General features: G+C 65.7%; 17 protein-coding genes. 13 read left to right on the top strand and 4 right to left on the bottom strand.

Annotation, left to right across the window (positions count from 1 at the left end; genetic code table 11):
* Window positions 1-16: 16 nt before the first annotated feature.
* On the bottom strand, window positions 17-367 hold the full coding sequence (locus tag CLI93_RS00315) for an iron transporter (protein WP_238946638.1): 351 nt from the start codon (window positions 365-367) through the stop codon (window positions 17-19).
* A gap of 76 nt (window positions 368-443) precedes the next feature.
* The gene (locus CLI93_RS00310) at window positions 444-2,462 is read right to left on the bottom strand and encodes a TonB-dependent receptor domain-containing protein (protein ID WP_095995926.1); all 2,019 of its coding nucleotides are present in this window, start codon (window positions 2,460-2,462) and stop codon (window positions 444-446) included.
* Between the two features lie 439 nt (window positions 2,463-2,901).
* Between CLI93_RS00310 and CLI93_RS00305 the strand changes: the two genes are divergently transcribed.
* The 6 genes from CLI93_RS00305 to CLI93_RS00280 all read left to right on the top strand — a co-directional run bounded on the left by CLI93_RS00305 (window position 2,902) and on the right by CLI93_RS00280 (window position 8,803).
* The gene (locus tag CLI93_RS00305) at window positions 2,902-4,161 is read left to right on the top strand and encodes a thiamine pyrophosphate-dependent enzyme (protein WP_095542006.1); all 1,260 of its coding nucleotides are present in this window, start codon (window positions 2,902-2,904) and stop codon (window positions 4,159-4,161) included.
* Between the two features lie 2 nt (window positions 4,162-4,163).
* Window positions 4,164-5,177, top strand: coding sequence for an alpha-ketoacid dehydrogenase subunit beta (locus tag CLI93_RS00300; RefSeq protein WP_172424231.1), 1,014 nt, complete (start codon window positions 4,164-4,166; stop codon window positions 5,175-5,177).
* A gap of 4 nt (window positions 5,178-5,181) precedes the next feature.
* Entirely contained in the window at window positions 5,182-6,525 is a 1,344-nt protein-coding gene (locus CLI93_RS00295) for a dihydrolipoamide acetyltransferase family protein (RefSeq protein WP_095995927.1), read from the top strand.
* A gap of 72 nt (window positions 6,526-6,597) precedes the next feature.
* Window positions 6,598-8,016 (top strand): dihydrolipoyl dehydrogenase, encoded by a 1,419-nt coding sequence (gene lpdA / locus CLI93_RS00290; protein ID WP_095543196.1) that lies wholly within the window; start codon window positions 6,598-6,600, stop codon window positions 8,014-8,016.
* A 221-nt stretch (window positions 8,017-8,237) separates the two neighbouring features.
* On the top strand, window positions 8,238-8,495 hold the full coding sequence (locus tag CLI93_RS00285; RefSeq protein WP_095543195.1) for a type II toxin-antitoxin system ParD family antitoxin: 258 nt from the start codon (window positions 8,238-8,240) through the stop codon (window positions 8,493-8,495).
* Window positions 8,495-8,803 carry a type II toxin-antitoxin system RelE/ParE family toxin gene (locus tag CLI93_RS00280; protein WP_095543194.1) on the top strand — a complete coding sequence of 103 codons (309 nt, stop codon included), beginning with the start codon at window positions 8,495-8,497 and terminating at the stop codon, window positions 8,801-8,803. Before CLI93_RS00285 ends, CLI93_RS00280 begins: the two co-directional genes overlap by 1 nt.
* A 164-nt stretch (window positions 8,804-8,967) precedes the next feature.
* On the opposite strand, the gene CLI93_RS00275 is transcribed toward CLI93_RS00280, so the two are convergent.
* A complete protein-coding gene (locus CLI93_RS00275) occupies window positions 8,968-9,981 on the bottom strand; it encodes a hypothetical protein (protein WP_095543193.1) in 1,014 nt (337 codons plus the stop codon).
* On the opposite strand from CLI93_RS00275, the gene CLI93_RS14650 reads away from it, so the two are divergent.
* The 5 genes from CLI93_RS14650 (at window position 9,980) to CLI93_RS00255 (ending at window position 15,202) form a co-directional block, all read left to right on the top strand.
* Window positions 9,980-10,285 carry a hypothetical protein gene (locus CLI93_RS14650; RefSeq protein ID WP_143326445.1) on the top strand — a complete coding sequence of 102 codons (306 nt, stop codon included), beginning with the start codon at window positions 9,980-9,982 and terminating at the stop codon, window positions 10,283-10,285. The genes CLI93_RS00275 and CLI93_RS14650 overlap by 2 nt on opposite strands.
* 133 nt (window positions 10,286-10,418) lie before the next feature.
* Complete coding sequence (locus tag CLI93_RS00270) at window positions 10,419-11,522, top strand: acyltransferase (protein WP_095543192.1); 1,104 nt, start codon at window positions 10,419-10,421, stop codon at window positions 11,520-11,522.
* A gap of 146 nt (window positions 11,523-11,668) precedes the next feature.
* Window positions 11,669-13,138 carry a sigma-70 family RNA polymerase sigma factor gene (locus tag CLI93_RS00265; protein ID WP_172424335.1) on the top strand — a complete coding sequence of 490 codons (1,470 nt, stop codon included), beginning with the start codon at window positions 11,669-11,671 and terminating at the stop codon, window positions 13,136-13,138.
* A 101-nt stretch (window positions 13,139-13,239) separates the two neighbouring features.
* Complete coding sequence (locus tag CLI93_RS00260) at window positions 13,240-14,739, top strand: Ppx/GppA phosphatase family protein (protein ID WP_095543190.1); 1,500 nt, start codon at window positions 13,240-13,242, stop codon at window positions 14,737-14,739.
* Between the two features lie 52 nt (window positions 14,740-14,791).
* Window positions 14,792-15,202 (top strand): VOC family protein, encoded by a 411-nt coding sequence (locus CLI93_RS00255; protein WP_095543189.1) that lies wholly within the window; start codon window positions 14,792-14,794, stop codon window positions 15,200-15,202.
* 6 nt (window positions 15,203-15,208) lie between these two features.
* On the opposite strand, the gene CLI93_RS00250 is transcribed toward CLI93_RS00255, so the two are convergent.
* Window positions 15,209-15,988, bottom strand: a complete 780-nt coding sequence (locus CLI93_RS00250) for a DUF6683 family protein (RefSeq protein WP_095543188.1) — start codon at window positions 15,986-15,988, stop codon at window positions 15,209-15,211.
* A gap of 217 nt (window positions 15,989-16,205) precedes the next feature.
* On the opposite strand from CLI93_RS00250, the gene CLI93_RS00245 reads away from it, so the two are divergent.
* Both CLI93_RS00245 and CLI93_RS00240 read left to right on the top strand, forming a co-directional pair.
* The gene (locus CLI93_RS00245; RefSeq protein WP_172424334.1) at window positions 16,206-16,625 is read left to right on the top strand and encodes a COG4315 family predicted lipoprotein; all 420 of its coding nucleotides are present in this window, start codon (window positions 16,206-16,208) and stop codon (window positions 16,623-16,625) included.
* A gap of 132 nt (window positions 16,626-16,757) precedes the next feature.
* A complete protein-coding gene (locus CLI93_RS00240) occupies window positions 16,758-19,781 on the top strand; it encodes a monovalent cation/H+ antiporter subunit A (protein WP_095543187.1) in 3,024 nt (1,007 codons plus the stop codon).
* Window positions 19,782-19,787 lie beyond the last annotated feature (6 nt).

Raw genomic sequence — 19,787 nt, 5'->3', positions numbered from 1 at the left:
GGTTTTCCATCGGGCCTCATGCCGCACCCGCCCCGGCGTGCGCCCACCACAGCAGCGCCGTGCAAGCCAGCACGCCCACGCCCAGCACGCGCCAGACGCGCCAGCCACTGGAGCAGGCAAAAGCCCACAGCAGCGCGCAGGCGTAGAGGATGAAGGCCAGCATGACCGCGAGGGTGACGGCATCGGCGCGCGGCATGCCCAACGCCTGCCACAGCAGCGCCAGCAGCGAGGCCGCCTGGGCTGCCAGCACGTACCCCAGGCCCACGCCCGCCAGCGCGCGCGAGGCCACGGCCAGTCGATATCGCCAAGGCAGTGCGGGTGCCGCAGGCCGCGCAACAGCAGAAGATGAGGGCTTGCTTGTCATCATGGTGTGCCTGTGCATGGCCAATGCTTGTCAACAGCCTTTGTGCGCATCGCAGGACATGCGCGCACTCAGAGCGTGTTCAGAACTGCGCCGTCACGCCGATGTGCCAGCGTCGGCCATCGAGCGATTTGCCGAATACGTCGCGCGTGATTTGCTTGTCCAGCAGGTTGTAGATGCCGCCGAAAACCTGCCATTGCGCGCCGATGTCGTAGGCCATGCCCACATCCACCAGGGTGTATGCGGGGTACTGGTTTTGGCCGTCCTCCAGCGTCTTGCCTTTGTATTTGGCCTTGCCCCACACCGTCCAGTGCGTGTTGACGGACCAGTCGGCGCCGAGGTTGAGCATGTGCCGGGGCAGGTTGTTCAGGGGCTTTCCCAGATTGGCGCCACGGGTGATTTCACTGTCCGACCAGGTGTAGCTGGCCTTGAGCAGCACCGGCCCCAGCGGGGCCTTGGCGGCCAGCTCCAAACCCTGGAGCTTGGCGCGATCCAGGTTGATGTATTGATTGATGCGCTGTCGCACCTCGCCGTTGTAGTGGCAGTTGGGCGCATTGGCCGGGCTGTTGCAAATGCGCGTGGTGGAGATCTTGTCCTTGAAGCGCGTGTTGTAGTAGGTGATGCCCAGGCTGCGCGGACCATCGGCCCAGACGGCGCCCAGCTCGTAGTTGGCACTGCGCTCGGGCTTGAGCTGGGTGTTGCCCTTGTCCCAGGCCGCGCCGCGCGCGGCGATCTCTACGATGTTGTCATCGGCCTGCTTCAGCGAGGGGGTTTTGTAGCCGCCGCCCATGCCGCCCTTGAGCGACCACTGCCCGCCCAAGCGATAGACCGCATACAGGCGCGGGGTGATTTCCGTGCCGTAGTGCTGATTGCGATCGAGCCTCAGGCCGCCCGTGAGCGAGAGCGCATCGCCGAGCGCAAACTCATCCTCAGCGAACAGGGCCGCCTGCCAGCGCGAGAGATTGGTTTTGATAGAGCCGGGAAAGCGCGATGCCATATGGCGGGTTTTCTCCTGCTTGACATCGGCACCCACGGTCAGCATGTGCCGCGCCAGTGGCACCACGGTCTTGCTGTTGAGGCTGGCCATTTCATAGGACGAGCGGTTGCCGCCGTTGCGCACGGAGACTTTCTCGTGCGTGGCAAAGGAACGCGTGCTCATCCCCTGCCCCCATCGCAGCTCGTGCGTCAGCGCCCACTGGGGGCGGCGGTTGGACATGTCTTGATCCACCCCCGAGCGTGCCTGGGTGCGCAGGTTTTCGTTGCGGCTCAAGCCCGCTTCCAATTCCAGGCTTTGCGCCTGGCTGAGCGCCCAGTGCAGGCGCGCCGTGGCATGTTCGCGGTCTTTCTTGGCCCAACCGTCCTGAACCTTGTCTTCTGCGCGGCGGAACTTCGAGCCAGACAGCGTCAGCCCCACTCGCTCGCTCAATGGCCCGCTCAGGTAGTAAGCGGCCTGCCAGGAATCGCCCGCCTGCCCAGCCTGTTGCTGCACGGTATCCACCGTCAGGGAGCCAGACCACTGCATGCCCTGCTTCTTGGTGATGATGTTGATCACTCCGCCCAGCGCGCTGGAGCCGTAAAGCGAAGACATGGGGCCACGGATGACCTCGATGCGCTCAATGGCCGACATGGGCGGCAGTTGATTGATCTTGGTTGCACCGCCAAAGCCGTTGTAGTAGGCCTCGGCCGAATCGCCCAAAGGCTTGCCATCCACGAGAAACAGCACGTAGCTCTCGCCCATGCCACGGATGGTGATGGAGGTGGATTCCAGACGCCTGCTGGCGCCGCCCTCCACACTCAGGCCTGGCACATCCTGCAAAGCGTCACTCACATCGCGGTAGTACTTGCCTTGCAAGTCCTGCGCCGTGATGACGGAAATCGTCGCTGGCGCCTCGGCCAAGGCTTGCTCATAGCCCGCAGCGCTGATGACGACCTCATCGAGCTCCACATCCTGCGCCTGTTGCACTTGCTGCGCCTGCACAACGGGCGTGATTGCCGCCTGCTGCGCGCTGGCGCCCAAGGACGCCAGCGGCCCTACCGCACAGACCAGCGCCCATGTGCGCCAAGGCAGCGCGCGCTGCCTCCGGTTGCCGTTGCGAATCATCCGCCTTCCCTTTCCAAGAACAAAAAAAGCGTGTCGGCGCCAATGGCTGACACGTTCTTTTGTAGATCATATAGGAATTATTCTTATTACCGTTAACTTTCAATAAAATTTTTCTGTGTGTCATGCAGTCCTGCCTTCCTGCAGTGCACGAATCGGGCCAAAAATCCCACCGCTTGCGCCTGCACGCAGCATCTGAGGGTTTGCACGACCTGCCAAGGCGGCATGTGCTTGCTAGGATAGCGCCCGGCCTGAGCAGGGGTCACCCGCCCCGTGACGGCAGTGGCTTTGCAGGGCGACACACTCGCCCGCACAAGTCGATTTTTCCTGGGTCTTTGCCCCACATCCAAACCCCGCCAGGCCCGGCCCGGCGGGGTTTGCGTTGCAAGAGCGGCAGAGCCTGCAACCAATGGTGGACACAATCCACTGGGAGACACCAACCATGCGCAAATCCAAGGCCCCCGCGCAGGGGCCAGGCAAAGGCAGGCTGCGCCTGCAAGTCCCGGAGCCATCGGCGCGACCGGGGCAGAAGACCGATTTTTCCTTCTTGAAGCTCTCCAAGGCCGGCGAAGTGCCCCGCCCGGCCATCGACTGCGCGTATGAGGACACCATCTCGCTGAAGAACAGCTTGATCCGGGTGCTCGACGAGAACCACCAGGCCCAGGGCCCGTGGGATCCCAAGGCCAGCGTCGAGGAGCTGCGCCGCGGCCTGCGGCTCATGATGCTCACGCGCGCCTTCGACGCGCGCATGGTGATCTCGCAGCGGCAGAAGAAAACCTCCTTCTACATGCAAAGCCTGGGCGAGGAGGCCATTGGCGTGGGCCAGGCCATGTCGCTCAACCAGGACGACATGTGCTTTACCTCCTACCGCCAGCAAAACATCCTGCTCACGCGCGGCATGCCGATGGTGCAGATGATGAACCAGATCTACTCCAACACGGCCGACCCGGTGAAGGGCCGCCAGTTGCCGGTGATGTACTCGGCCAAGGACTATGGCTTTTTCTCCATCTCCGGCAACCTGGGCACGCAGTACGTGCAGGCCGTGGGCTGGGCGATGGCCTCGGCCATCAAGCACGACTCGCGCATTGCCACGGCCTGGATTGGCGATGGCGCCACGGCCGAGGCGGACTTCTACACCGCGCTGGTGTTCGCGCAGGTCTATAACGCGCCGGTCATCATGAACGTGGTGAACAACCAGTGGGCGATTTCCACCTTCCAGGCCATTGCCGGCGGCTCCACCGCCACCTTTGCCGCGCGCGGCACGGGCATGGGCATTGCGTCGCTGCGCGTGGATGGCAATGATTTCCTGGCCGTGCTGGCCGCTTCGCGCTGGGCCGCCGAGCGCGCGCGCGGCAACCACGGGCCGACGCTGATCGAGTGGGTCAGCTACCGCGCCGGGCCGCACTCCACCTCCGACGACCCGAGCAAGTACCGCCCGGCCGATGACTGGCAGCGCTTCCCGCTGGGCGACCCGATCGTGCGCCTGTCCAAACACCTGACGGGCCTGGGCGCCTGGAGCGAGGCCGAGCACGAGGCCGTGCAGGCCGAGGTCGAAGCCGAGGTGCTGGCCGCGCAGAAGGAGGCCGAGGGCTACGGAACCCTCATCAGCGGCCCGCAGCGCAGCGCCGCTGATATGTTTGACGACGTGTACGAGCAGATGCCGCCGCATCTGATTGCGCAACGCCAGCAGCTGGGGGTGTGAGCATGGCCAAGATGACAATGATTCAAGCGCTGCGCTCGGCCATGGACGTGATGCTCGAGCGCGACGACAACGTGGTGGTCTATGGCGAGGACGTGGGCTACTTTGGCGGCGTGTTCCGCTGCACCGAGGGCCTGCAGGCCAAGTACGGCAAGAACCGCGTGTTCGATGCGCCGATCACCGAAAGCGGCATCGTCGGCGCCGGCGTGGGCATGGCCGCCTACGGCCTGCGCCCGGTGGTGGAGGTGCAGTTTGCCGATTACGTCTATCCGGCGCTGGACCAAATCATGAGCGAGGCGGCGCGGCTGCGCTACCGCTCGGCGGGCGATTTCTCCGCGCCAATGGTGATCCGCATGCCCTGCGGCGGCGGCATTTACGGCGGGCAGACGCACAGCCAAAGCCCCGAGGCGCTGTTCACGCACACCTGCGGCATCCGCACCGTGATGCCCAGCAACCCGTATGACGCCAAGGGCCTGCTGATCGCTGCCATCGAGAACAACGACCCGGTCGTGTTCCTGGAGCCCAAGCGCCTGTACAACGGCCCGTTCGACGGCCACCATGACCGCCCGGTCGTGCCCTGGTCCAAGCATGAGCTGGGCGAGGTGCCCGACGGGCATTACACCGTGCCGCTGGATTCGGCCAAGATCGTGCGCCCAGGCAAGGCCGTGACGGTGATCGCCTACGGCACCATGGTGTTCGTGGCCGAGGCTGCGGCGCAAGAGTCGGGCATCGATGCCGAAATCATCGACCTGCGCAGCCTCTGGCCGCTGGATCTGCCCACCATCGTGCAGTCCGTGCAAAAAACCGGCCGCTGCGTCGTCGTGCACGAGGCCACGCGCACCGCTGGCTTTGGCGCTGAGCTGCTGTCGCTGGTGCAAGAGCACTGCTTCTACCACCTGGAAGCGCCCATCGAGCGCGTCGCTGGCTGGGACATCCCCTACCCGCACGCACAGGAATGGTCGTACTTCCCCGGGCCCGAGCGCGTCGCCCAGGCCCTGAAGAAAGTGATGGAGGCATAAAGCAATGGGTATTCACATCATCAAGATGCCGGACATCGGCGAGGGCATCGCAGAGGTCGAGCTGGTGGCCTGGCATGTGCAGGTCGGCGACACGGTGCGCGAGGATCAGAACCTGGCCGACGTCATGACCGACAAGGCCGCCGTCGAAATCCCCTCGCCTGTGGCTGGCAAAGTGCTGGCCCTGGGCGGCAAGCTGGGCGAAATGATGGCCGTGGGCTCGGAGTTGATCCGCCTGGAGGTCGAAGGCGAAGGCAATGTCAGCGCCGACGAAGCCGCCGCCCCCGCTGCGGCTGCCTCGGCCACAGCTGCCGCTGCCACGCCCCCTGCACCGGCAGCGGCCCCTGCAACCCCAGCGGCCCAGCCAGCAGCTGCACCGCCCCCCGCCGCCAAGGCTCCGGCCAGCGCGCCGCGCACGGGCAGCGCCGCCCCGGTTGCCCAGGCAGCCCCTGCGGCGCGCAACTTTGGCGAAGCGCCGCTGGCCTCGCCTGCGGTGCGCCGCCGCGCCTGGGACCTGGGCATCGAGTTGCAATTCGTGCCCGGCAGCGGCCCGCACGGGCGCATCCTGCACGAGGATCTGGACGCCTACATGCAGCGCGCCAGCGGCCAGGGCGGCCCGGCCAGCCATGCCGGCAGCGGCTACGCCATGCGCACTGGCGTGCAGCAGGTGCCCGTCATCGGCCTGCGCCGCAAGATCGCCGAGAAGATGCAGGAGTCCAAGCGCCGCATCCCGCACTTCACCTATGTGGAGGAGGTGGACGTCACCGAGCTGGAAGCCCTGCGCGGCAAGCTCAATGCCCAGTACGGCAAGGAGCGCGGCAAGCTCACCATGATCCCCTTCATCGCCCGCGCCATGGTGGTTGCGCTGCGCGACTTCCCGCAAATCAATGCGCGCTTTGACGACGACGCGGGCATCGTCACCCGCTACGACGGCGTGCACCTGGGCATTGCCGCGCAGACCGATGGCGGCCTGGTGGTGCCTGTGCTGCGCCATGCCGAATCGCGCGACTTGTGGGGCAATGCCGCCGAAGTGGCGCGCCTGGCCGAAGCCGCTCGTGCGGGCAAGGCCACGCGCGACGAACTCAGCGGCTCGACCATCACCCTCACCAGCCTGGGCGCGCTGGGCGGCATCGTCAGCACCCCGGTGATCAACCACCCCGAGGTGGGCATCGTCGGCGTCAACCGCTTGGTGGAAAAGCCCGTGGTGCTGGGCGGCCAGATCGTGATCCGCAAGACCATGAACCTGTCCTCCTCGTTCGACCACCGCGTGGTGGACGGCATGGACGCGGCGCGCTTCATCCAGGCCATCCGCGCCCTGCTGGAAACCCCGGCGCAGCTGTTCATCGACTGACTCACCAAGGGCGGGCGGGCCTGACCCTTGCCAGAGCCCGCCCGGCACCACTGAAGCGATACCAGACTCTTTATGCAAACCCTTCAAACCAAACTGCTGATCCTCGGCGGCGGCCCCGGCGGCTACGTGGCTGCCATCCGCGCCGGGCAATTGGGCATCCAGACCACCCTGGTCGAAGCCCAGGCCCTGGGCGGCACCTGCCTGAACATCGGCTGCATCCCCTCCAAGGCGCTGATTCACGCCGCCAGCGAATACGCCCGCGCCCAGGCCCAGGCCAGCGGCGACAGCCCGCTGGGTATCCGCGTGCAAAAGCCCAGCCTGGATCTGGCCCAGACCATCGCCTGGAAAGACGGCATCGTGCAGCGCCTGACCGGCGGCGTGGGCGCGCTGCTCAAACGTCAGAAAGTCCAAGTCGTGCAGGGCTGGGCGCACATCCTTGATGGCAAGACCGTCGAAGTGCGCGACGCCCAGGGCCAGGCCACGCAGCGCATCCAGTGCGAGCACCTGCTGTTGGCCAACGGCTCGCAGCCGGTGGAGCTGCCCATGCTGCCCTTTGACGGCCAGCGCATCATCTCCAGCACCGAGGCGCTCTCGCCCCAGCAGCTGCCCAAGACGCTGATCGTCGTCGGCGGCGGCTACATCGGCCTGGAGCTGGGCATCACCTACCGCAAGCTGGGCGTGGCCGTCAGCGTCGTCGAGGCCGCGCCGCGCATCCTGCCCGCCTACGACGCCGAGCTGACCCGCCCCGTGCAGGCGCGGCTGGAAAAGCTGGGCATCGCGCTGTACCTGAACCACCAGGTCGTCGGCCCGGCCTCGGGCAAAGCCACCGGCGTGGACATCCGCCCCGCAGGCGAGGCCAATGCCAAGCCCACCACTCTCAAAGCCGACCAGGTGCTGGTGGCCGTGGGCCGCAAGCCGCGCACCGAAGGCTACGGCCTGGAAGACCTGCAGCTGAACATGAAAGGCCGCGCCGTACAGATCGACGAGCAATGCCGCACCAGCATGCGCAATGTGTGGGCCATTGGCGACCTCACCGGCGAGCCCATGCTGGCGCACCGCGCCATGGCCCAGGGCGAAATGGTGGCCGAGATCATCGCGGGCAAGACGCGGCGCTTCCAGCCCGCGCAAATCCCGGCCGTGTGCTTTACCGACCCCGAGGTCGTCAGCGTCGGCCTCTCGCCCGAGGAGGCCAAGGCCGCCGGCCACGAAGTGCTCAGCGCCCAATTCCCCTTTGCCGCCAACGGCCGCGCCATGACGCTGGAGGACAGCGAAGGCTTCATCCGCGTCGTGGCCCGCAAGGACACGCACCGCATCCTCGGCTGGCAGGCCGTGGGCGGCCACGTCGCCGAGCTGGCCGCAGCCTTCTCGCAATCCATCGAAATGGGCGCGCACCTGGAAGACGTAGGCCACACCATCCACGCCCACCCCAGCCTGGGCGAAGCCATTCAGGAAACCGCCCTGCGCGCCCTGGGCCAGGCGCTGCATGTGTGAGGGGCTGTTCAATACAGCTTGCCCTGTTGACAGCTTCGGCCGAGCCCACAGGGCCCGACCGAGGCTTTACAACGCCGTAGACCGCCCAAGTCCGCGTCATCGCCCGCCATGCAGAGGCTTTGAACAGGCGCTCAAGCCCAATGCCACCAAAGCCGCAAGACATTGACCGGCTGGCGGACGCCACACACAATCGCTGCAGCCAACTACCAGGAGGATGTGCCATGCCCATCAATGTCGCCCTCGGCAATCACTTCGAGGCCTTCATCCGCGATCAGGTGCAAAGCGGTCGCTTCAACAACATCAGCGAAGTCGTGCAGGCAGGATTGCGCCTGCTGCAAGAGCAAGAGGGGCGCAGGCAGCTCGAGCTCCAAGCCCTGCGCGAAGAAATCGCTGCAGGCCACGCCAGTGGCACTGCCCAGTGCGCCGATGCGGTGTTCGAGCGCCTCGAAACCAAGTACGCCTCGCAAGCCGATCGCTGATGCGCCTGGCCCTTACCCCGCTGGCCGAGCAAGACCTCGAAGCCATTGCTGATTACATCGCGGCCGACAACCCCGTACGCGCCCTGAGCTTTGTGCGCGAGTTGCGCGCGCAGTGCCAGCGCATTGCCCTCAGTCCACGCAGCTATCGCCTGCGTCCCGAGCTGGGCAAAAGCATCCGTTCATGTGCCCATGGCCGCTACGTCATCTTCTTCGAGTCTGACGAGCACGATGCCGTGCTGATCGTGCGCATCCTGCACGGCGCACGTGATCTGCCCGCCTTGTTCCAGGCAGGTGAACCCGGGGATTGAACCACTGAGCGTTCGCAGCCTGCCGGGCAAACGCAATAGCCGGCCGCCCGCTGCCCCGGCAGATGAAACAAACCCCTGTGCGCCATTGGCGCACAGGGGTTTGTTTCAGGCCTGACCACAACGGGCCAGTGCAAGCGGCCCGCTGTGATGGTCAAAGAGCAGGCTTACTTCTTCGCCTTGGTCGAATCTTTCTGGCCTTCTTGCTGGCGGGCTGCGCCTTCGCCGCGCTTGGGTGCCGGCAGCGAGGCATCGACCTGATCGACGCGACCATCGCTGTTGCGGTCGACGCGCTGGAACATGCGCATGCCGCTTTGGACGAATTCTTCCGCCTCCAGGAAGTCGCTCTTGTCGGCGTCGAGGATGCCAAAGCGCACGCGCGCCTGGGTCATCTGCCGTGCCATGAGTTCGCTCACGCCTGCGTCAATGCGCAGATCGAACTCGGTGGCGTATTCGCCCAGGCTCAGGCGCCCGTCGCCATTGACATCGGTGCGCTTGAATTGCTCTTCGCGCACTTTGTCAAACTCCTCGCGCGTGAGCTTGCCATCGCGGTTGAGGTCGTACAAAGCCATCATGCCAGCCTTGCTGTGATTGGTGGGCATGGCCAGCATGTTGGGGCGCTGCTGGCCTTGGCCTTTCTCGGCCTTGTCGCCATGGCCATGGCCATGCGCTTGGCCTTGGCCCTGTTTGCTGGCAGAGAGCTTCTCCGGCAACTTGCCCTGCGCGAAGGCGGCGAAGGCGCGCTCGCTGGCCTGGTCGTAGCGGCTGCGGCTGACGTGGCTTTGCCCTTCACCGGCCAGGGAATTGAAGCGCACCAGCGTCATGCGGTCGATTTCTGCGCGGTCGCCCACCATGCCGGCTTGCAGACGCTGCTGAAATTCGCTCACGTACTCCTGAATGTCGATCTTGCCGTCGCGGTTGGCATCGACGCGCTGGAAGTGCTCCATGCGCTGGGCGCGCACCTCCTCGGCAGTGACAGCGCCATCCTTGTTGCCATCCATGACCTGGATGTATTCACCAATGTCATTGCCATGGCCGACGGAAGCTGCGGGCCGGCTGCCCTGTACGGGGGTGGCCTGCTTGTGCTGCTCGGCCGGGGCCTGCGGCTGGGTGCTGGCGCAAGCGGCCAGCAACATGGGCAGCAAGGCGAGGGCAAGGTGACTTGGTTTGCGTGTGGGCATGGCTGTAGAACTCCTTGTCGTTGATGGAAAAACTGTGCCGCAACCAGGCAGCGTTGCCACCTGGGCTGCTGGCCTTTCGGCCTGTCCTCAAACTCCTCGCGCCACACCTGGGGTTGTTGACATGCTTAGTGTTGCAGCGGTGTTTTCGGTCAGAACCCGCTTTGCAGGCCCAATCTCAACACCCCCTTGTCCGAGGCATGGCGCTAGGAGCGGTGCGAGGCGCTTGGGAGGACAGGAAAAGCAGGCGTTTATTTTTCAAATTGTACAGAACAATATCAATGCTTATTCTCATTTGTATTTTTGAGCATTGAGCGCTGGCTCCGCAAGCTCAAAAGGCCAAGCTGCGCGGCGCATACGGGTTTTGCAGGAATGCTTCTGCACAAGCAGCCTGCCAAAATGGCTGGGCACACCACAACTGTAACGGAGCGCATCTTGCCATGTCTGGTGCCCCGCCCGATTCCACACAGTCGCTCATTGGCAGCGTTGCAGAGCTGCCTGTTCACAGCGTCTGGATCGACAACGCCCGGCTGCTGGCCTGCGCCGCCGTGGTGCTGCTGCACGTGGCCGCCAGCGCCGTGGTCTATGCGCCGCTGGGCTCGGCAGACTGGTGGGCCGGCAATGCCTGGGATGCGGCCATGCGATGGAGCGTGCCGGTATTCGTCATGCTCAGCGGCTGCCTGCTGCTCACGCCGCACAGCGCCGCTGCCAGTTGGCAGGCGCAGCGCCGGCGCATGGCACGTGTGCTGGCGCCGCTGCTGTTCTGGGGCCTGTTCTACAACGCATGGCTGTTGCTGCAGCAAGCCCAGCTACCAAGCAGCCTGAGTGCGGCCTGGCAGGCGCTGGCGCCCGGCCTGGCGCGATCCTGGCTGGCTGGCGCGCCGCACTTTCACCTGTGGTTTCTGAGCATGCTGGCCGGGCTGTACCTGCTCACCCCCTGGCTTTCGCGTCACAGCGCTGCCATGCCTATGGCACAGCGTCGCGCCCTTTCCTTGGCCCTGCTGGCCATTGCCGCCATGATGAACTTGGTGCAGCACGGCGGCCTGCGCCTGCTGCCAGCGCTGTTCTTCACCCTCTGGCTGCCTTTTCTGGGCTACTACCTGTATGGCAGTACGCTGCAGCAGGCACCAGCAACGGCGCCGCGCCGGTCGGCCGCAGCGCCGCTGCTGTTTGGCTTGGCCATGTTGGCCACCATGTTTGGCCTGTATGCCGTAGCGCTCCGCCATGGCCTGGCTGCCGGCCTGTACTTTTACGATTACTTCAGCCCCGGCGTCATCGCCATGTCGCTGGCGGCAGTGCATCTGCTGCGCCGCCTGCAGCGCCCGTTACTGGGCAGAGCAACCAGTGCCGTGGCACGCCACACACTGGGCATTTACCTGCTGCACCCGCTGGTGCTCGACGCCATCGGCAGCTACCGGCTGCTGCGCCCCGACGCGCTGACGCAATGGGCATTCATCCCGCTGGTTGCAGCCTGCACGCTGCTGATCTCACTGCTGCTCAGCGCCCTGCTGGCCCGCCTGCCAGGCCTGCGCTGCGTGGTGTGAGCCAGCCCCGCTCAAGCCTTTCCTGCCCCTCTGGCCTTGTGCGCAGCGCTGCAGCCCCGGCCATCCCAGGCAAAAAACAGACATAGAATCAAGAACGATTCTCATCCCTGAAAATGCTTGGCGCCCACCCCACCTCCCCACAGCCCATGACTGCCGGCGCAGCGCTGGCCGTGTTTGGCCAGCACTATGAAGGCCTGGTGCGCTTTTTGCGCCAACGCACTGGCTGCAGCGATGCCGCGCACGAGCTGGCGCACGAGACCTGGCTGCGCCTGGTCGTGCATGCCGATGCGAACAGCGCCCAAGACAGCCCTTGCAGCACAGCACAGCCCATACTGGCTGGCCGCTGGCCCGAGGAGCCAGGCGCTGCCGCCCAGCACGATTCGGCTCGGGCCTATATCTATGCCGTAGGCGCACGGCTGGCGCTCAACCGCCTGCGCGATCAGGGCAGGCAACAGCAGTGGATCGAAGTGGCCGGGCACGAAGATACCGAGCAGCCCTGCCACTGGCCACAAACTCACGCCAACCCGGCCCGCGCCCATGAGTTGCGCCAGGCCTTGGCTGCGATCGACCAGCACCTGGGCCAGCTGGGCCAGCGTCAGCGCCAGGTGTTGTTGGCCCATCGGCTCGATGGCCTGCCCCAGGCCGAGCTGGCGCAGCAGCACGGCGTCTCCATCAAAACCATTGAGCGCGACATTGCCGCAGGCATGGCGGCCATTGAAGCTGCGCTGTACCAATGGCGTGGCGAAGCGCCGACGACGCTGACTGCGCCCAAAGCCTCAGGCACAACAGCCACGGCACCCCAGCCCACCATGTCAACCGCGCGCCGCCACGGCGGGCGGCGCCAAGCGCTTTCTGCCCTTCTGGGGCTGGGTGCGATGGGCGGACTGGCGCTCTTGCTGCGCCCCTGGCTGCTGCGCCAGGGCGGGCTGGGCGCGCCGCAATGGACGCTGGCGCTGGACAGCGGCATCGGTCAACTGCAGCGGCAAGATCTGCCCGACGGCAGCCAGCTCACGCTGGATGCCGCCAGCCACGTCGTGCTGCGCTATTTCAGCACCGAGCGCCAGGCCCAGCTGCACCGAGGCAGCGCCTTCTTCGCCGTCGCGCCCGATGCGCAGCGCCCCTTCACCGTGCATACCACGCTGGCCCACATCACCGTACTGGGCACCCGCTTTGGCGTGGAGTGGCAAGGCACGCCCCAGTCACCGCAGCTGCGCATCGCCGTACAAAGCGGCCAGGTGCGAGTGCAGCCGCTGCCTGGCGCCCCCGATCAGCCCCGTCCTGCCCCCTTGCTGCTGGGCGCGGGCCAGCAAGTCATGCTCGATGCCCATGGCCAGGCCCACCACACCCAGCTGGAGCGCCCCGAGGACGCCGCTGCCTGGCAGCACGGCTGGCTGCTCTTTGACGGCGAGCCACTGGCCGCGGCTGCGCAGCGCCTGGCGCGCTACCACCACGCCCCCATTCGCGTTGCCCCAGGCGCCGCTGCATTGCCGGTGCTCGGTCGCGTGCGCATCGCCATGGCCTACGAGTGGTTGCGCCTGCTGCCCCAATCCCTGCCCGTGCGCGTCCAACGCGCCAGCGACGGCGGCATCGACATCCTGCCCGCGCCGCAGGGCTGATGCGGCGCCAGAGAAGAGCATCCCCATTGCCAAGGGCTCGCGCCTGAGCGCCCTTGCCTACAATCGCGCGCTGTGACTCAACGCCCCATCAAAAGAACGATATGAAAGACGGTGAACGCTTGGCCGCTGTGGATCTGGGCTCCAACAGCTTCCGGCTGGAAATCAGCATCCTGCACAACGGCCATCTGCAGCGCGTGGACTATTTGAAGGAAACCGTACGCCAAGGCGCAGGGCTCGACGCCGACAGCTGCCTGGACGAAGCGGCCATGCAGCGCGGCTGGCAATGCCTGGCGCGCTTTGGCGAGCGGCTGCGCGACTTTGCCCCCAACCAGGTACGGGCGCTGGCCACACAAACCCTGCGCGAGGCGCGTAACCGCGCGCAATTTCTCGAACGCGGCGAACAACTGCTGGGCCACCCCATCGAAGTCATCTCCGGCCAGGAGGAAGCGCGCCTGATTTACCAGGGCGTGACCTATCTGCTGCCGCGCAACGTGCAGGAGCAGCGCCTGGTGATCGACATCGGCGGGCGCTCCACCGAGCTGATCGCCGGCATTGGCCAAACGCCACTGGAGGCTGTGTCCTTCCCCTTCGGCAGCGTTTCCTGGTCACAGCGCTTCTTCAGCGACGGGCGCCTGAGCGCCAAGGCCTTCGCCAAAGCCGAGCTGGCCGCCAGCGCCATCATTGAGGAGCACTTGGCGCGCTTTGCCCGCTACCCGCGCGAATGCGTCTATGGCGCATCGGGCACCATGGGCGCGGTGGCGCAAATCCTGCATCAACTCGGCGACGCGCCGCAGACCATCACCCGCAGCAGCGCCGAGCAGCTCAAGGCCCGGCTGATTGCAGCCCAGCACGTGGATCGGCTGTGCTTTGAAGGTTTGCGCGAAGACCGCAAGCCCGTCATCGGCGGCGGCATTTCCGTGCTGCTGGCATTGATGCAAATGCTTGACATCGAGCGCATGCAAATCTCCGACGGCGCCCTGCGCCAAGGTGCCCTGCTGGACCTGATCCAACGCGATGACCACGACGCCAAACAACGCGACATCCGCCACAACTCCGTGGCCAGCCTGCTGCAGCGCTTCGGCTACGACCGCCAGCAAGGCCAGCGCGTGGCCGAAGTGGCCACGCACATCTGGGCCGCGCTGGACCCCGGCCACTGGGGCCAGGACGATCTGCAGGTGCTGCAATGGGCCGCCCAGCTGCACGAAATCGGCATCAGCATCGCCTATGAGCGCTTTCACCACCACGGCGCCTACATCCTGCGCCACGGCGACTGCCCGGGCTTTCTGCCCTCCGAGCGCGAGCGCCTGGCGCGGCTGATCGTAGGGCATCGGGGCAAGCTCAAAAAAGTCGCCGAGGACATCAGCGGCCAGCCCGTCTTCACCCGCCAGCTGCTGTGCCTGCGCCTGGCCGCCCTGCTCTGCCACGCCCGCCAGCGCCCCCAGCTGGACACGCTGCAATGGACGCTGCGCAAAAACGGGGCACTGCGGCTGAGCCTGCCGCAAGCCTGGGCGCAACAACACCCGCGCTCTTTCTACCTGCTGCAGGAAGAAGCCGCCGCCTGGGACAAATTCGGCCTGCACATCGCCATAGAGGCCCAGTGATGCAGTGATGGCGCGCCCGCCTCCAGCCCTCCCTCCACCTGAAAGGATCCCCATGTTCAATCACATCATGCTTGGCTCCAACGACATCGATCGCTCCCAGCGTTTTTACGATGCCGTGCTCGGCGTGCTTGGCGCGGCTGCGGCCACGCGCAATCAAGCAGCCAGCGGCCAATGGCGCTTGTTCTACCGCCACGATGGCGGCACCTTCGCCCTGACCGAGCCACTCAACGGCCAGCCAGCCACGGCCGCCAACGGCGGCACCATCGGCTTCAAATGCCAATCGCCCGAGCAGGTGCAGGCCTTCCACGATGCCGCTGTGGCCCATGGCGGCCAATCGGTCGAAGACCCTCCCGGCCTGCGCGACACCCCCATGGGCCCGCTGTACCTGGCCTACGTGCGCGACCCCGACGGCCACAAGCTCTGCGCCATCCACCGCCCTGCCGCCGCGCCGGCCAAGGGCTGAGCCCGCTCAGCCAATCTCCAGGCATTTGCTGCCGTTGCGGATGCTGCCCTCCAAGCCCATCTGGCGCAGCGCCGCCTTGGCATCGTGCATGCGGGCGTTGAGCTCCTGCGTGTTGCCGGTCTTGACCGCATCCACGTAGATGCCTAATTGCAGGCTGCCCATCCAGTACAGGGTTTCGGCCATGCGCTGCTTCTGGGCCGCATCCATACCGGCCACGCTCTGCTCGCCGGCCATGGCCGTCTGCAGCTGCTTGACCAGTGGCTGCATGCTCAAGCGATTCAAGTCCTGCTGCTGGGCGATGCCATAGTTCACCAGCACCCAGAAGGCCATGGCCGTGGCCAGGCTGTGCGGCTCATAGCCATCGGCGCGCAGCGCCTGATGCACCTGCTGCACGAAGCCAGCCTGCTGAAAGCCTTGCAGGCGCTGCTCGGCCTGGGCATCCAGGCGCCCTTGCTGGCGCAGGTAGTCGCGCAGCGATTGCACCATCTCGCCACTGACTTGCCGGGCCACGGCCTCGCTGTGCTGGTAGCGGTGCGCGTCGGGCCACGCCGGGCGCTTGGCGCTGCCCATCGCCTTCTTGCTTGGCTTGGCCGCGCCATAGAGCTGCCGGTACTGCGCGCTGCCTTCTGCCTGGGGCTTGCGCGCTTGGTGCCTGCGGCGGTTTTGTTCGTTGAGCAGCTTGTTCTGCTCCAGCGTGCGCCGATAGGCATCCTCAATCATCCAGGTCGGGTTGATGTAGGCGTCCACATACGCCTGCGCAGGCTGCAGCGGCAGGGTCAGCGCCAAGCCCAGGGCCAGCGCAGCCAGCCTGCCTCCGCCTGCACGTTTGCTCTGGGTGACAGCCCTGGCTTCGACGACATGGCCGCGCGCTTGAAGTGCTTCTTGCAGGGTGTGTCCCTCCTCGGCTTGACGATCAAGAGCCTGCCATTGTCTCTGCACTGGGCTTGTGCCGGGCATCATTTACACTGCCCGTTCCTTTTAATTAGCCTAGGAGGCTCTTGCCATGAAACCCATTCAATTGATTGCCCTGACTGCCTTGGCTGCAGCCCTGACTGCCTGCGGCAGCACCCGCAAGCCGACCGAGCCGCAGCAGGAAATTGCCAACGTGCCCGTTAGCCCGACCCAAGCCAACGACGGCGTGCTCATCGGCCCCAAGGGCATGACGCTCTACACCTTTGCCAAGGACAAGGCGCACAGCGGCACCTCGGCATGCAATGACCAGTGCGCCATCAACTGGCCGCCACTGGGCGTGGACAGCAAGGCCAAGCCGATGGGCGACTACAGCATCATCGTGCGCGCCGATGGCAGCAAGCAGTGGGCCTATAAGGGCATGCCGCTGTACTACTTTGCCAAGGACAAGCAACCAGGCGACAGACTGGGCGATGGCCTGCTTGAGGGCAACTGGCGTCTGGCCCGCCCCTGAGAGCCAGCTCTCTTCTGGAAAGCTCTGCCAAGGCTCGCGCAGAGCTTTGCTTGCCAGATGGGCGGCTGCCATGGGGATTTGAGGCTCTTTTGAAAATCAGCCCAAGCGCAAGCCCGTAGAATCCGCCCCATCATGGAGCCCGTTGCACTCAGTACCATTGTTCTTTTGCCGTTCATTGGCAGCCTGATTGCCAGCGCGCTGCCTTCCAACGCGCGCAACATCGAATCGACCATGGCCGGCCTGATTGCGCTGTTTTGCGCTGTGCAGCTGGCCATGTACTTCCCCGGCATTGCCCGGGGTGAAATTTACGAGCAGGACTTCCTCTGGCTGGCCAGCTACGGCCTGAACCTGTCCATGCGCATGGACGGTTTTGCCTGGATGTTCGGCATGCTGGTGTATGGCATCGGCGCGCTGGTGGTGCTGTATGCGCGCTACTACATGTCGCCGCAGGATCCGGTGCCGCGTTTTTTCTCCTTCCTGCAGGCCTTCATGGGCTCGATGGCCGGCGTGGTGCTGGCGGGCAACATCATCCAGCTGGCCTTCTTCTGGGAGCTGACCAGCATCTTTTCCTTTCTGCTGATCGGCTACTGGCACCACCGCAAAGATGCGCGCCGCGGCGCGCGCATGGCCTTGACGGTCACCGGCGCGGGCGGGCTGTGCCTGTTTGCCGGCGCGCTGCTGCTGGGGCACATCGTCGGCAGCTACGACCTGGACAATGTGCTGGCCGCCGGCTCGCAAATCCGCAACCACAGCGCCTACACCACGGTGCTGGTGCTGGTGCTGCTGGGGGTGTTCACCAAGAGCGCGCAGTTCCCGTTCCACTTCTGGCTGCCCAACGCCATGGCCGCGCCCACCCCGGTGTCGGCCTACCTGCACTCGGCCACCATGGTCAAGGCCGGGGTGTTTTTGCTCGGGCGCTTCTGGCCGGTGCTCAGCGGCACGCAGGAGTGGTTCTGGATCGTGAGCATCGTCGGCGCCACGACGCTGCTGTTTGCGGCCTTCATGGCCATGTTCCAGAACGATCTCAAGGGCCTGCTGGCCTATTCGACGATCTCGCACCTGGGCCTGATCACGCTGCTGTTTGGCCTCAACCGCGAGCTGGCGGCCGTGGCCGCAGTCTTTCACATCATGAACCACGCCACCTTCAAGGCCTCGCTGTTCATGGTGGTGGGCATCGTCGATCATGAGGCGGGCACGCGCGACATCCGGCGCCTCTCCGGCCTGCGCAAGCTGATGCCGGTGACCACGGTGCTGGCCCTGGTGGCCACGGCGGCCATGGCCGGCGTGCCGTTCTTCAACGGCTTTCTCTCCAAGGAGATGTTCTTTGCCGAGACGGTGCTGGTGCACGCGCCTGCCTATATCCAGGCCAGCTTGCCGGTGCTGGCGGTGACCTTTGGCATCTTCAGCGCCATTTATTCACTGCACTTTGCCTACGACGTGTTCTTCGGCCCCAAAGCCGACGACCTGCCCAAAAAGCCGCACGACCCGCCCATCTGGATGAACGTGCCCGTCGGCCTGCTGGTGGTGATTTGCTGCGCCGTGGGCGTGCTGCCCAATCTGACGGTCGGCAGTTTCCTGGCCGCGGCGGCCACGCCCGTGGTCGGCGGCCAGCTGCCAGAATACAGCCTGGCCATCTGGCATGGCATCAACAAGCCGCTGATCATGAGTGTGATCGCGCTGGTGGTGGGCACGGGCCTGTTTTTCTTTGTGGCGCGCTACGTGCGCGGCAAGGGCTATCTGGTCGACTACGCCTTCACCTGGACGCTGACGGGTCAGCGTATTTTCGAGTACACGCTGGCCTCGCTCACGCGCACCAGCCGCTCGCTGCGCCTGCGCCTGACCACCAACCGCCTGCAATGGCAGATGTTTTGGGTCGTCATGGTCACCTTCCTGGCCGTGGGCCTGCCGCTGTGGCATGGCGGGCTGACGATTGGTGACCGCGCCGTGCAACCGATCTCGCCTGGCTTTGGCGCCATCTGGTTCGTAGGCGCCATCTGCGCCATCGCCGCGGCCTGGCAGGCCAAGTTCCACCGCCTGGCCTCCATGGTGATGCTGGGCGCCACCGGCCTGTGCGTGGTGCTGAGCTTTCTGTGGTTCTCGGCGCCTGACCTGGGGCTGACGCAACTGACAGTGGAAATTGCCACCACCATCTTGCTCCTGCTGGGCTTGCGCTGGCTGCCCCAGCGCGACAAGTCCATCCGCCCGGCCAGCTGGGCCATCGACCAGAGCGTGGCCCAGGCGCGGCGCGCGCGCGATCTGGTGATTGCGCTGGTTGCCGGCAGCGGCATCGCGCTGCTGACCTATGCCATGCTCAGCCGCCCGTTTGACGACAGCGCCTCGACCTTCTACCTGGAGCGCGCCTACACCGAGGGCGGCGGCACCAACGTGGTGAACGTGATGCTGGTGGACTTCCGCGCCTTCGACACCTTTGGCGAGATCGTCGTGCTGGCCATCGTGGCGCTGACGGTGTATGCGCTGCTGCGGCGCTTCCGCCCGGCCCGCGAAACCATGGACCTGCCCATGCAGCAGCGCGTGCTGCCCGGCGATTTGATCACCGACCTGTTCAACCCGCGCCAGGCCAAGGACACGGCCATCGGCTACCTGACCGTGCCGGCCGTGCTGGTGCGCCTGCTGCTGCCCATCACCACCTTGGTGTCGGTGTACTTCTTCATGCGCGGCCACAACGAGCCCGGCGGCGGCTTCGTGGCCGGGCTGGTGTTCTCGCTGGGGCTGCTGCTGCAGTACATCGTCTCGGGCACGCAGTGGGTCGAGGCCAATCTGACGCTGTACCCGCGCCGCTGGATCGCCTTTGGCCTGGCCATCGCCATCGCCACCGGCGCCGGCGCGTTCTATTGGGACTACCCCTTCATGACCACGCACACGGCGCACCTGGAGCTGCCCTACCTGGGCGAGATCCACATCGCCAGCGCCATGTTCTTCGACCTGGGCGTGTTTGCCGTGGTGGTGGGCGCCACGCTGCTGATCCTCACCGCGCTGGCCCACCAGTCCACACGCGGCCACCGCTACCACGCGCGCAAGCTGGAAGAGGAAGCCGAGGCGCGCGAGGCCGCACGCGTCAACTACATGCGGGCCAAGGCTGCCTATGAGGCCGTGGCGCGCTTCAACGTCGATCCCCAGAACCCGCACAACAGCTGAGGAGAA

Origin of the sequence: Vandammella animalimorsus (assembly GCF_002288875.1) — a bacterium.
GTDB lineage: Bacteria > Pseudomonadota > Gammaproteobacteria > Burkholderiales > Burkholderiaceae_C > Lampropedia > Lampropedia animalimorsus.
This window is presented reverse-complemented; position numbering and strand designations above follow the sequence as displayed.

Coding starts and splice junctions, on each gene's coding strand:
- CLI93_RS00275 (WP_095543193.1), bottom strand. CDS start 9,981: ATGCCCACACGCAAACCAAGTCACCTTGCCCTCGCCTTGCTGCCCATG.
- CLI93_RS00315 (WP_238946638.1), bottom strand. CDS start 367: ATGATGACAAGCAAGCCCTCATCTTCTGCTGTTGCGCGGCCTGCGGCA.
- CLI93_RS00265 (WP_172424335.1), top strand. CDS start 11,669: ATGACTGCCGGCGCAGCGCTGGCCGTGTTTGGCCAGCACTATGAAGGC.
- CLI93_RS00295 (WP_095995927.1), top strand. CDS start 5,182: ATGGGTATTCACATCATCAAGATGCCGGACATCGGCGAGGGCATCGCA.
- CLI93_RS00280 (WP_095543194.1), top strand. CDS start 8,495: ATGCGCCTGGCCCTTACCCCGCTGGCCGAGCAAGACCTCGAAGCCATT.
- CLI93_RS00310 (WP_095995926.1), bottom strand. CDS start 2,462: ATGATTCGCAACGGCAACCGGAGGCAGCGCGCGCTGCCTTGGCGCACA.
- CLI93_RS00300 (WP_172424231.1), top strand. CDS start 4,164: ATGGCCAAGATGACAATGATTCAAGCGCTGCGCTCGGCCATGGACGTG.
- CLI93_RS00270 (WP_095543192.1), top strand. CDS start 10,419: ATGTCTGGTGCCCCGCCCGATTCCACACAGTCGCTCATTGGCAGCGTT.
- lpdA (WP_095543196.1), top strand. CDS start 6,598: ATGCAAACCCTTCAAACCAAACTGCTGATCCTCGGCGGCGGCCCCGGC.
- CLI93_RS00285 (WP_095543195.1), top strand. CDS start 8,238: ATGCCCATCAATGTCGCCCTCGGCAATCACTTCGAGGCCTTCATCCGC.
- CLI93_RS00260 (WP_095543190.1), top strand. CDS start 13,240: ATGAAAGACGGTGAACGCTTGGCCGCTGTGGATCTGGGCTCCAACAGC.
- CLI93_RS14650 (WP_143326445.1), top strand. CDS start 9,980: ATGGCTGTAGAACTCCTTGTCGTTGATGGAAAAACTGTGCCGCAACCA.
- CLI93_RS00240 (WP_095543187.1), top strand. CDS start 16,758: ATGGAGCCCGTTGCACTCAGTACCATTGTTCTTTTGCCGTTCATTGGC.
- CLI93_RS00245 (WP_172424334.1), top strand. CDS start 16,206: ATGAAACCCATTCAATTGATTGCCCTGACTGCCTTGGCTGCAGCCCTG.
- CLI93_RS00305 (WP_095542006.1), top strand. CDS start 2,902: ATGCGCAAATCCAAGGCCCCCGCGCAGGGGCCAGGCAAAGGCAGGCTG.
- CLI93_RS00255 (WP_095543189.1), top strand. CDS start 14,792: ATGTTCAATCACATCATGCTTGGCTCCAACGACATCGATCGCTCCCAG.